Source organism: Azospirillum sp. (genome assembly GCF_035627195.1).
In the GTDB taxonomy this organism is placed as follows: Bacteria; Pseudomonadota; Alphaproteobacteria; order Azospirillales; family Azospirillaceae; genus Azospirillum.
This window is the reverse complement of sequence record NZ_DASPMG010000103.1, coordinates 1-11,270: the sequence shown is the minus strand read 5'-3', so window position 1 is coordinate 11,270 and position 11,270 is coordinate 1. Positions and strand designations below refer to the sequence as shown.

Below are 11,270 nucleotides of genomic sequence, written 5' to 3'. Positions count from 1 at the left end.
AGACCGCGCGCCGGCCCGGACAGCCCGTCGGCGTCGCGGAGCGCCAGCAGCGGCCTGAGCCTGGAGGCGATGTGGCCGCGCACGCAGGCCTCCAGGCGGGCGCGCACGCGCTCGGCCTGCGCCTGGTCGAGCAGCGCCTCGGCGTTGGGCGCCACGTTCGGGGTGAGCACCGACGGGCCGGCGGCCAAGCGCGCCACGACGATCCCCCGCCAGGACAGCGTGCCGTCCTCGCCCAGCGCGAAGGCCTCGTCCGGCTCCTGCTCCAGGGCGCGGACGCGCGCCGCGATCTCGTCGCGCAGCGCCCGCCGGGCGGCGGTCAGCAGCGCCCTCGCCTCCTCCGACCGGTCGGGGGCGTCGGGGACGAAGCGGAAGCCCTCCAGGTGACCGACGGGGTGCCCCTCGACCACCACCTCGCCGTCGTCGCGCACGCCGGCCATCAGGTCGCGCCCGTCCTTCAGCGTGCGCACCAGCATGGCCGAGCGGCGGTCGATGAAGCGCTGCGTCAGCCGCTCGTGCAGGGCGTCCGACAGCTTGTCCTCGATGGCGCGGGTGCGCTCCTGCCAGTGGGTGGGGTCCTTCAGCCACGCCGGGCGGTTGGAGATGTAGGTCCAGGTGCGGATGTGGGCGATGCGCGCCACCAGCGCGTCGATGTCGCCCTCCGTCCGGTCCAGGCGGGCGACCTGCTTGGCCACCCAGTCCTCGTCCAGCCGGCCGGCGGGGGCGCGCAGGTAGCGGAAGATCTGCCCCAGCAGGCGGGTGTGCGCGTCCGACAGCACCTTGCGGAAGTCGGGGATCTGGCAGACCTCCCACAAGAGCTGGACCGCCGGCTTGCCCTTGGCGAGGTCCATCACCTCCGGGTCGCGGACCAGTGCTTGCAGCGCCAGATGGTCGTCGGCGTCGCGGGCGCGGACCAGTTCGGGGATGGGCGGGCGCTCCTCCAGCGACTTCAGCAGGAAGCCCGGCGTCTCGAAGCGCAGCTTGGAATTGCGCCACATCAGCGCCTTCAGCGTGTCGAACTCGTGGTTCTCGACGCGGTCGATCAGCTCGGGCTCCAGCTCGCCCACCTCGTCGGTGGTGCCGAAGGTGCCGTCGCGCATGTGGCGGCCGGCGCGGCCGGCGATCTGGCCGACCTCCGGCGCGCGCAGGCGGCGCGGCGCGAAGCCGTCGAACTTCACGATGCGGGCGAAGGCCACGTGGTCGACGTCCATGTTCAGGCCCATGCCGATGGCGTCGGTGGCGACCAGATAGTCGACCTCGCCGGCTTGATAGAGCCCGACCTGGGCGTTGCGGGTGCGCGGGCTCAGCGCCCCCAGCACCACCGCCGTGCCGCCGCGCTGGCGGCGGATCAACTCGGCCGTCGCGTAGACGTCGGTGGCGGAGAAGGCAACGACGGCGGAGCGGGGGGGAAGCCGCGTCAGCTTCTTGTAGCCGGCGTAGGTCAGCTGGGAGAAGCGCGGGCGGGTGACGAACTCGGCGCGCGGCACCAGCTTGCGGATCAGCGGCTGGATGGTCTCGGCGCCCAGGAACATGGTCTCCACGAGGCCGCGGGCGTTCAGCAGCCGGTCGGTGAAGATGTGCCCGCGCTCGGGATCGGCGCACAGCTGGACCTCGTCCACCGCCAGGAAGTCGACGGCGCGGTCCAGCGGCATCGACTCGACGGTGCAGACCCAGTAGCTGGGGTGGGGCGGCAGGATCTTCTCCTCGCCCGTCACCAGCGCCACGGCGTTCCGGCCCTTGGCCGCCACGATCCGGTCGTAGTTCTCGCGCGCCAGCAGGCGCAGCGGGAAGCCGATCATGCCGCTGCGGTGGCCGAGCATCCGCTCGATGGCGAGATGGGTCTTGCCGGTGTTGGTCGGCCCGAGAACGGCGACCACCCGCCCGCCGACGCCGGACGGCTCGTATAGCGCTCCTACCATGGTTCTAAGCATTGGGGCGAATGCCCCCCAATGCAAGCGTGAGGGCTGCCGCTGCGCCTACCCATTCATCCGGATGCCCCACCAGACCAATGGACCGCGTCGGATTGCGTGGCTATCGTGGGCGGACGCCCGATTCCAGCGGAGTGCCTACGATGCCGCGTCCCACCTCCCGCACGCTCGCCGCCCTACTCCTCGCCGCGGGCACCGCCGCGGCCATGCCGGTGCCGTCCCATGCCCAGGCGCCGGCCCCCGCGGTGGCCTCCACCGCCGTGACGGCCGCCGTGACGTCCGAGGGCGCGCAGGCCATCGCCGCGGCGGTCGAGGCCGGCATCCGCAAGTGGTTCGCGGCCGACGTGACGGACGGCAGCGTGCTGTGGAAGGGCACGACGACGGCCACCGCGTCCGGCGACCATTACCAGGTGAGCCTGCCGTTCCTGTCGCTGGTCAACGACGACAAGTCGCGTCTCGACGTCGGCGTCATCCGGCTGGCGGTGAAGCCGCTGGCCGACGGCAACCATCAGGTGGGCATCGCGCTGCCGCCCAGCATGCCGCACTTCGACGCCAAGGGCGCGCCGGAAGGCGCGCTGACCATCGGCCGCCAGCAGGTCTTCGGCGTCTGGGCGCCGCGCTTCCAGACCTTCCTGTCGCTCGACGCCGCCCTGGGCGCCATCGGCATCACCAACAACAAGGGGCAGGCGCGCCTCAACCTCGCCGACATGGCGGGCAAGGTCGACCTCAAGGCCGACGGCGCCGGTCCCAACACCTACAGCGGCGCCAGCTCCTTCACGCTGGGCGGGCTGAAGGCGCACGACGAGAAGGGCGTGCCGGTCGGCAGCATCGGCACGCTGGCCATCGACGCCACCTACGGCCGCCTCGACCTGGAACGGCTCGCCAAGCTGACCGACTCGGTGCCGGCCGCGGCGCCCGCCGCGGCGCCCACGCCGTCTCCCCAGGCGGCGCCGTCCGCCAGCGGCGCGCCGGCCCCCGCCCCGCTGCCGCCGATGCCGGCGGTGCCCGACGTGCAGGGGCTGTTCGGCGGCGCCGGCTTCACCCTGCGCCTCGACGACATCGCCTTCACCGACACCGACGACGGCACGCGGTTCGGCTGGAAGCAGGCGCGCCTGCAGGGCGGCGTGGACGACCTGGACAAGCCGATGGCGCGGGCCACGCTCGGCTTCTCGCAGAACGGGCTGTCGTTCGAGCCGCTGCCGGGCCCGGGCGAGTTCCTGCCGCAGAGCGTCGAGTTCGCCATGAGCATGGGCAAGGTGCCGACCGCCGCCCTGTCGCAGGCCTTCTCCGCCTCCTCCATGCCGGGGCTGGACATCGCCACGGCGGGGGCGGCGGCCGGCTTCCAGTTCCTCGGCGCGTTGGGGCAGGCGGGCAGCGAGATCAAGGTCGACCGGCTGTCGGTCGTCACCCCCGCCACCGCCGGCACGCTGAACGGGCAGGCGACCTTCACGCAGAGTGCGGCCTTCGGCGCGGTGGGCGCCTTCTCGCTGGTGATGCGCGGGCTCGACAGCGCGATCAGGGTGCTGCAACCCAAGGGCGCCAAGCCCGACCCGGACACGCAGGGCACCATCCAGGCACTGACCATGATCCAGGCGCTGGGCCAGCAGAGCAAGGACGAGCGTGGGCAGGAACTGCGCACCTACCGCATCGACCTGACGCCGGAAGGCAAGGTGATGCTGAACGGCACCGACCTCGCCCCGCTGCTGGGCGGCGGCGAGCCCGCCCCGGAACCGGCGCCGGAACCGGCCCCGACGAAGCGCGGCGCCAAGAAGACCTGATCCGCGCCCACACGATCATCATCGTGGCGATGCACGCGGGCCTTGCACGGCGAGGCCCGCTTGCTCACATATGCGCCGGATTTAAGCCACCCCGCATAACAACCAGGAACGATGGTGATACCCATGACCGAGGAACGGCTCAGTTTTCAAGCCGAGGTCAGCCGCCTGCTCGACATCGTCGCGCACTCGCTCTACAGCGAGAAGGAGGTCTTCCTGCGCGAGCTCGTCTCCAACGCCTCCGACGCCTGCGACCGGCTGCGCTACGCGGCGCTGACGCAGCCGGAGCTGTCGGCCGACGACCCGAACCTGAAGGTCCGCCTGATCGCCGACAAGGACGCGCGCACGCTGACCGTCGCCGACAACGGCATCGGCATGAACCGTGAGGACCTCGTCGAGAACCTGGGCACCATCGCCCGCTCCGGCACCGCCGCCTTCATGCGCCAGCTGACCGGCGACTCCAAGAAGGACGTCAGCCTGATCGGCCAGTTCGGCGTCGGCTTCTACTCCGCCTTCATGGTGGCCGAGCGCGTCGAGGTGCTGACCCGCAAGGCCGGCGAGGCGCAGGGCTGGCGCTGGGAGTCCGACGGCAAGGGCGAGTTCACCATCGCCGAGGCCGGCGACGTGGCGCGCGGCACCCGCGTGGTCCTGCACCTGCGCGAAGGCGACGACGAGTACCTGGAGGAGCACCGGCTGGGCGCCATCGTGCGCAAGTACTCCGACCACATCGCCATCCCCATCCTGTTCGGGGACGGCGAGGACGCCAATGCGCTGAACAGCGCGTCGGCCCTGTGGATGCGCTCCAAGAACGAGATCACGCCGGAGCAGTACACGGAGTTCTACCACCACGTCGGCCACAGCTTTGACGACCCGTGGCTGACCCTGCACTGGCGCGCCGAAGGGGCGATCGAATACACGAACCTCCTGTTCGTGCCGACCTCCAAGCCCTTCGACCTGTTCGATCCCAAGCGCGCGCACCGCGTGAAGCTGTACGTCAAGCGCGTGTTCATCACCGAGGGGACGGAGGGGCTGGTCCCGCCCTACCTGCGCTTCCTCAAGGGCGTGGTGGACACCGAGGACCTGCCGCTCAACATCAGCCGCGAGATGCTCCAGCACAACCCGATGCTGGCGAAGATCCGCGCCGGCATCACCCGCCGGATCCTGAGCGAGCTGAACAAGAAGGCCAAGGACGAGGAGAGCGCTTCCGAGTACGCGACCTTCTGGGAGAACTTCGGCGCCGTGCTGAAGGAAGGCCTGTACGAGGACTTCGAGCACCGCGACGAGTTGCTGAAGCTGCTGCGCTTCCGCACCACGGCGGGTGACGGCTGGGTGTCGCTGGAAGACTACGCCGGCCGCATGAAGGAGGGCCAGGAGGCCATCTTCACCATCGCCGGCGACGACGTGGACAGCCTGCTCAAGAGCCCGCAGTTGGAAGGCTTCCGCGCCAAGGGCGTGGAGGTGCTGCTGCTCACCGACCCGGTGGACGAATTCTGGGTTCAGGCCGTCGGCCAGTACAAGGAGAAGCCCTTCAAGTCGGTCACCCGCGGTGGCGCGGACCTGGGCAAGATCCAGGGTGGCGAGGACAAGCCGGAGGCCGAGAAGGTGCCGGAAGGCGACCTCGCCAGCCTGATCGCGCTGTTCAAGCTGACGCTGGGCGACACGGTGAAGGACGTCCGCTCCTCCGAGCGCCTGACCGACAGCCCGGTCTGCCTCGTGGCCGACGACAACGACATGGACATGCACCTGGAACGCCTGCTCAAGCAGCACAAGCAGCTGGGCGTGGGCCCGTCCAAGCGCATTCTGGAGCTGAACCCCGGCCACCCGCTGATCAAGCGCCTGACCGAGCGGGCCAAGGCCGGCGGTGCCAGCGGCGACTTGGACGAGATGGCATGGCTGCTGCTCGACCAGGCCCGCATCGTCGAGGGCGACCCGCTCCCCGACCCGGCCGCCTTCGCGCGCCGGCTGTCGTCCATGCTGGCCAAGGGACTGGCGGCGTGACGCCGTGAGTTGGGATGCGAGGGGCTCCGGCCCCTCGCGCTCCCCGGCCAGGGGCGGTGGCCCCCGGACCCTTTAACGTTTGGAGCGCTCGTGCTCCATGTAGGCGCGCAGCACGGCGTTGATCTTCGTCTGATAACGCCGGCTGCTGGCCTTGAAGTAGTCCAGCACCTCGCGGTCGATGCGGATGCTGATGGCCGTCTTCGTCGCCGGTTCGGCGACCTCGGCCTCCTCGAACCACGCCTCGTCGACCAGGGGGGCCGCGTCGGGATCGCTCTCGACGGCAGCCCGGATCTGGTCGTCGCTCAGGGCATCGGCCCTGGACCAATCAGTCTTCTTCGTCCGGGGCGAGCCCGGCGACCGTCTCACGATACGCTCTTCGCTCATGTCTGTTCGCCATTCGTGCGGAGATGATCCGGCAAGCGTCTCCTCGCCACGTGTAAACAACGGCGAGCACGTGTCCGTCCACCTCACCAAAGGCGACGAAGCGTGTTTCGCCATAGTCGAAACGTTCATCGATCCGCTGCACATCGGACCGTCCCAAATGCCTGTTGCGGTTTCGAAGTCGATGCCGTGTTTAACGATGTTGATGTCCTCTTTGTCTTCGTGCCATTCGAAGTCGCTTGGGGTCATTGTAGGTTTCTGTCATTGCGCAGGCTCGTTGGTCGGAAGACGGCGAGTCGCCGGTGGTGGAGCCGTACCCCGTCAGCCGGAGCTGTCAGGGCCTAAGCGGGAATATCGTATATACAATCGTGTATCGCGTCCAGCGGCTAACGGCCTGAATTGAAAAGTAAGGTCTCCATCCGCGAAGGCGGTCAATGGTCCATCCACCCTCCGTCTTCGTTGCTATCCGGCAGATGCAACAACCAAAAGTTTTCCCAATGCGGCGCGCCGTCGCGGTGTCGCCAAGATTCCCCAAGGAAAAAGACCCACTGCCACACTGTGGTTTGAGAATGGACGGTGGGCACATTATCTTCCTGGGCAAAGGGGAGGTGAGCATGCCGACGCGCATTGAAGACCTGTGCCACCAGAAGGGGCTGAAGATGACCGACCAGCGGCGGGTGATCTCCCGCGTGCTGTCGGAATCGACCGACCACCCCGACGTGGAGGAGGTGCACCGCCGCGCCACCGCCATCGACCCGCGCATCTCCATCGCCACCGTGTACCGCACCATGCGCCTGTTCGAAGAGGCGCAGGTGATCGAACGGCTGGACTTCGGCGACGGCCGCGCCCGCTATGAGGAGAAGCGGGACGAGCACCACGACCACCTGATCAACCTTCAGACGGGCGAGGTGCTGGAGTTCACCAACGAGGAGCTGGAGCGCCTGAAGGAGATGATCGCGCGCGAGCTGGGCTATCGCCTGATCGGTCACCGGCTGGAGCTGTACGGCGTGCCGATCGGCCGGTCGGGGGCTGCCGAGCCGGGCTGACCCGGACGGGGTTCCCGGACGCGCCATTGGGCGGCGTTGCGGGACACCCGCGTCGCTTGCGGAGTGCAACCGCTGCAGGACTGGGCGTTGCGGCGGGCCAAGGCCAGTTTAGGTCGACATCAACAGCGATCGTGCCGGCCCAGCCCATGAGCAGACAAGACGAAGCCCTCCTCGCCCGCCTGGACCGTCTGACCGAGATGCTGAACAAGCGGTTCGACGCCATCGACGCCCGCCTCGACGGAATGGAGCAGGAGACGGCGGAGATCCTCGGCTTCCTCATCGCCCTGAAGGCGAGCATCGAGGGCATGGCCGGCGACCTGGGCGATGGAGACCTGGGCGACGAGGACGATGCACTGTTCCCCGAACAGTCGCTGCACTGATCCCGTGAACGTTGTCACGTGGCGCGGGGCAGCGAATCTGCTACCCTCCGGCGCATGCAGACTCCCGGTGTGGCCTTTTTCGACTTCGACGGAACGCTCATTCATGGCGACAGCCTCCCGCTGTTCATCGCCGAGGTGATCGGGCGACGCCGCACGCATTTGGCCTTCGCCGACGCCATCCGCTCCGCCGGCCACCGCCACGTGCGCGGGCGTGGCCCCGGCGCCGACTTCCGCGGTTCGGTCAAGTCGATCCTGCTGAAGCGCACGCTGAGCGGCCTGCCGCTGACCGAGGCCGCCGTGGCGGCGGAGCGGTTGGCGCGCAAGCTGCGCTGGTACCAGCCCACGCTGGATGCGCTGCACGCCCATCGCGCCGCCGGGCGACGGGTGGTGGTCGCCACCGGTGCCCTGGACGTCTACATGCCGGCGCTGCTGCACGGGCTGCCGGTGGACGATGTGCTGGCGACGGGCATGGAGGTGGTGGACGGTCGGCTCACCGGGCGGCTCGCCACGGGCAACTGCGTGCGCCTCGACAAAGCGGAGCGTGTCGGTGCCTGGCTGGCGCAGAACGGGCCGGTGGGCGAGACCTGGGGTTACGGCAACCGGCCCAGCGACCTGCCCATGCTGGCGCTGCTCAACCAGAAGGTCGTCGTGCGGATCCCCTCACGACTCCACCTCCACCGGCGTGCCGACCTCCAGACCCAGGTCGTCGTCGGCGCGGCCGCGGTTGACGGCGATTTCCGCTAAGCCGTTGGAGTTCTCGTACCACAGCGCTCCGCCCGGCGGCACGTCGGCGAACGTGCGGCCGCGCGGCACCGCGACGTCGCCCACCACCAGCACCGCGTCCTCCGGCAGCGCCGCGGCGCGCAGGCCGGTCATGGCGTTGCCGTAGACGTCGATGTAGACGACGGCAGGCAGGTCGTCCGGCCAGTCGGGGCGGGCCACGTCCCGCGGGTCCAGTGGCGTGGCGTGTGGCTGCCGGTTCAGCGCCAGCCGGGCCGCCACCGGCGCGAACAGGTCGCGGCCGTGGAAGGTGGCCGACATCCGGGCGGGCCGCCAGTCGATGGCGGCGGCGCTGACGTCCACGGCGCGGCGGCGGACCAGCTCGAACAGGCCGTTGTCGGGGCCGACAAATCGGCGCCCGTCGGCCTCCACCACCAGCGGCCGGCGCTCCGTGCCGACGCCGGGGTCGACGACGCACAGGAAGACGGTGCCGGCCGGAAACTCGTGCGCGTAGGCCGCCAGAAGGTAGGCGGAAAGCTGCGGGTCCCACACCGGCGCGTCGGCGAACAGGTCGATGACCGGCACGCCCGGCGCCTCGCGCGCCAGGACCGCCTTGACCTGCCCGGTGTACGGCCCATGCAGGCCGAAATCGGTGAACAGCACGATCATGCCGGCCAGTATAGCGCGGCGGCGGCGTTCCGGTAAGATCCGGCATCAGCCGGTGATCGCCTTGTCGGGGCCGGAGAGCGCTTCATATATTCTGTGGAACGCAAGACCATCCACGGCAGTTTACTTTCGACCGGATGGGATAGTCTGAAAGACCATGAATATGAATATGTGTTCAGCTTCCGCGAAGAATCGCGCGGATGGAACATTCTTTGGCGGTTGGCGCCGGCTGGCGCTGCTGATGCTGATTGTCGCACCCGTCCTGCTGACCGCCGGGCCGGCGGCGGCGAAGCGGCTGTCCGTCGTCGCCACCACCGGCATGGTCGCCGACCTCGCGCGCGCCGTGGCCGGCGACCGGGCGGAGGTGGCGGCGCTGATGGGCGAGGGGGTGGACCCGCACCTCTACAAGCCGACGCGTTCCGACATGGCGCGCCTGCTACGCGCCGACGTGGTGCTGATCAACGGGCTGCGCCTGGAAGGCAAGATGAGCGACGCCTTCGAACGCCTGTCGGCCGCCGGCAAGCCGGTGATCGCCGTGGCCGAGGGGGTGGACGAGGCACGCCTGATCGCGCCGCCCGAGTTCGCCGGGCACCACGACCCGCACGTCTGGATGGACGTGGCGCTGTGGGCGCAGGCGCTGGAATCGACGCGCAACGCCCTATCCTCCGCCGACCCGGACGGCGCCGGCACGTACGCCCGCAACGCCGACGCGTACGCGGCGCAGCTGCGGGAACTGGACGCGTACGCCCGGCGGGTTCTGGGCTCGGTCCCGGCCAACGCGCGGGTGCTGATCACCGCGCACGACGCCTTCACGTACCTTGGCCGCGCCTACGGCATCGAGGTGCGCGGCATCCAGGGCATCAGCACGGAATCCGAGGCCGGCCTGAAGACCATCGAGGAGCTGGTGGCGCTGCTGGCCGAGCGGAAGGTACCGGCGGTGTTCCCTGAGACCAGCGTGTCCGACCGCAACGTCCTGGCGCTGGTCGAGGGCGCGGCGGCGCGCGGGCATACGGTGGTGCTGGGCGGTGCGCTGTTCTCCGACGCCATGGGCGCGCCGGGCACGTACGAGGGCACGTATGTCGGCATGATCGATCACAACGTGACGACGATCGCGCGGGCGCTGGGCGGCGATGCCCCGGCCGGCGGGTTCCAGGGAAAATTGCGCCTAGCATCACACGTTGGGGCGGCGCGTTGAGGGGGCGGCGATGCAGTACATGTGGCGCAAGCCGGGCACCGGCACCGACGCCGACGACCCGAACGAATTGCTGGTGGGGCCGGCGCCGCTGGCGATCCGCGGCCTGACCGTCGCCTACCACCGCAAGCCGGTGCTGTGGGACGTCAGCTACACCGCTCCGCCGCGCGGGCTGATCGCCGTGGTCGGGCCGAACGGTGCGGGCAAGTCGACGCTGATCAAAGCGGCCCTGGGGCTGGTGCCCACCGTGTCCGGCCGGGTGGAGGTGTTCGGCGGGCCGCTGGCGAAGCAGCGCCGGCTGGTCGGCTACGTGCCGCAGCGGGAAAGCGTGGACTGGGACTTCCCCGTGTCGGCGCTCGACGTCGTGGCGATGGGGCGCTACGGCATGATCGGCTGGTTCCGCCGCGTCTCGCGCGCCCACAAGGACGCCGCGATGGCGGCGCTGGAGCGCGTGGGCATGGCCGGCTTCGCCGACCGGCCGATCGGCCAGTTGTCCGGCGGGCAGCAGCAGCGCGTCTTCCTCGCCCGCGCGCTGGCGCAGGAGGCACAGCTCTACCTGATGGACGAACCGTTCGCCGGCGTGGACGCGGCCACGGAGTGTGCCGTGCTGGACGTGCTGCGAGACCTGGACGCCGCCGGGCGCACGGTGATCTGCGTGCACCATGATCTGCAAACGGTGGCCGACACCTTCGACCACGTGCTGCTGCTCAACACCCGCGTCGTCGCCGCCGGGCCGGTCGGGCAGGTGATGACAAGGGAAAACCTCGCCCGCACCTACGGCGCCCGGCGGCTGGAGGGGCCGCGGTGAGCGCCGAGGCGTTGCGCATCCTCACCCTCCAGGCCGGCTTCAACACCGCCGTGGTGGTGGCCGGAACGGCGGCGCTGGGGCTGGCGGCGGGCATGGTCGGCACCTTCCTGCTGCTGCGCCGCCGCGCGCTGATCAGCGACGCGCTCAGCCACGCCACGCTGCCGGGCATCGCCGCGGCGTTCCTGCTGGGCGTGGCGCTGGGTGTGCCGGGACGCTCGCTGCCGCTGCTGCTGGCCGGGGCGGCGGTCAGCGGCGTGCTCGGCGTGCTGACCATCCAGGCGCTGGTGCGCTTCACGCGCCTCACCGAGGATTCGGCCATCGGCGCCGTGCTCGCCACCGCGTTCGGGCTGGGCGTGGTGCTGCTCAGCCACATCCAGGC

At 70.0% G+C, this 11,270-nt stretch carries 12 protein-coding genes; 8 read left to right on the top strand and 4 right to left on the bottom strand.

Features of this window, described 5'->3' with window-relative positions; genetic code table 11:
* Positions 1-1,916: helicase-related protein (locus tag VED21_RS09330; protein ID WP_324882067.1), on the bottom strand; the 1,916-nt coding region annotated here is incomplete at its 3' end.
* Positions 1,917-2,068: 152 nt separating this feature from the next.
* Between VED21_RS09330 and VED21_RS09325 the strand changes: the two genes are divergently transcribed.
* Together VED21_RS09325 and htpG are read left to right on the top strand one after the other, a co-directional pair.
* Positions 2,069-3,703: a hypothetical protein gene (locus VED21_RS09325; RefSeq protein WP_324882066.1), complete on the top strand. Its 1,635-nt coding sequence runs from the start codon at positions 2,069-2,071 to the stop codon at positions 3,701-3,703.
* A 123-nt stretch (positions 3,704-3,826) separates the two neighbouring features.
* The gene (htpG, locus tag VED21_RS09320; protein ID WP_324882065.1) at positions 3,827-5,698 is read left to right on the top strand and encodes a molecular chaperone HtpG; all 1,872 of its coding nucleotides are present in this window, start codon (positions 3,827-3,829) and stop codon (positions 5,696-5,698) included.
* A 72-nt stretch (positions 5,699-5,770) separates the two neighbouring features.
* On the opposite strand, the gene VED21_RS09315 is transcribed toward htpG, so the two are convergent.
* Together VED21_RS09315 and VED21_RS09310 are read right to left on the bottom strand one after the other, a co-directional pair.
* On the bottom strand, positions 5,771-6,064 hold the full coding sequence (locus VED21_RS09315) for a BrnA antitoxin family protein (RefSeq protein WP_324882064.1): 294 nt from the start codon (positions 6,062-6,064) through the stop codon (positions 5,771-5,773).
* Positions 6,024-6,164 (bottom strand): BrnT family toxin, encoded by a 141-nt coding sequence (locus VED21_RS09310; RefSeq protein WP_324882068.1) that lies wholly within the window; start codon positions 6,162-6,164, stop codon positions 6,024-6,026. The genes VED21_RS09315 and VED21_RS09310 overlap by 41 nt, the downstream gene beginning before the upstream one ends.
* Positions 6,165-6,693: 529 nt before the next feature.
* On the opposite strand from VED21_RS09310, the gene VED21_RS09305 reads away from it, so the two are divergent.
* The 3 genes from VED21_RS09305 (at position 6,694) to VED21_RS09295 (ending at position 8,249) form a co-directional block, all read left to right on the top strand.
* A complete protein-coding gene (locus VED21_RS09305; protein WP_324882063.1) occupies positions 6,694-7,125 on the top strand; it encodes a Fur family transcriptional regulator in 432 nt (143 codons plus the stop codon).
* Between the two features lie 146 nt (positions 7,126-7,271).
* Positions 7,272-7,505, top strand: a complete 234-nt coding sequence (locus tag VED21_RS09300) for a hypothetical protein (RefSeq protein WP_324882062.1) — start codon at positions 7,272-7,274, stop codon at positions 7,503-7,505.
* 69 nt (positions 7,506-7,574) lie between these two features.
* A complete protein-coding gene (locus tag VED21_RS09295; protein WP_324882061.1) occupies positions 7,575-8,249 on the top strand; it encodes an HAD family hydrolase in 675 nt (224 codons plus the stop codon).
* Here the strand turns inward: VED21_RS09295 and VED21_RS09290 are convergent.
* Positions 8,166-8,894: an SAM-dependent chlorinase/fluorinase gene (locus tag VED21_RS09290; protein ID WP_324882060.1), complete on the bottom strand. Its 729-nt coding sequence runs from the start codon at positions 8,892-8,894 to the stop codon at positions 8,166-8,168. The genes VED21_RS09295 and VED21_RS09290 overlap by 84 nt on opposite strands.
* A 238-nt stretch (positions 8,895-9,132) precedes the next feature.
* Between VED21_RS09290 and VED21_RS09285 the strand changes: the two genes are divergently transcribed.
* The 3 genes from VED21_RS09285 to VED21_RS09275 form a co-directional block, all read left to right on the top strand.
* Positions 9,133-10,086 (top strand): metal ABC transporter solute-binding protein, Zn/Mn family, encoded by a 954-nt coding sequence (locus VED21_RS09285; protein WP_324882059.1) that lies wholly within the window; start codon positions 9,133-9,135, stop codon positions 10,084-10,086.
* Positions 10,087-10,096: 10 nt separating this feature from the next.
* Positions 10,097-10,891, top strand: a complete 795-nt coding sequence (locus tag VED21_RS09280; protein WP_324882058.1) for a metal ABC transporter ATP-binding protein — start codon at positions 10,097-10,099, stop codon at positions 10,889-10,891.
* Positions 10,888-11,270: metal ABC transporter permease (locus tag VED21_RS09275; RefSeq protein ID WP_324882057.1), on the top strand; the 383-nt coding region annotated here is incomplete at its 3' end. The genes VED21_RS09280 and VED21_RS09275, both read left to right, overlap by 4 nt.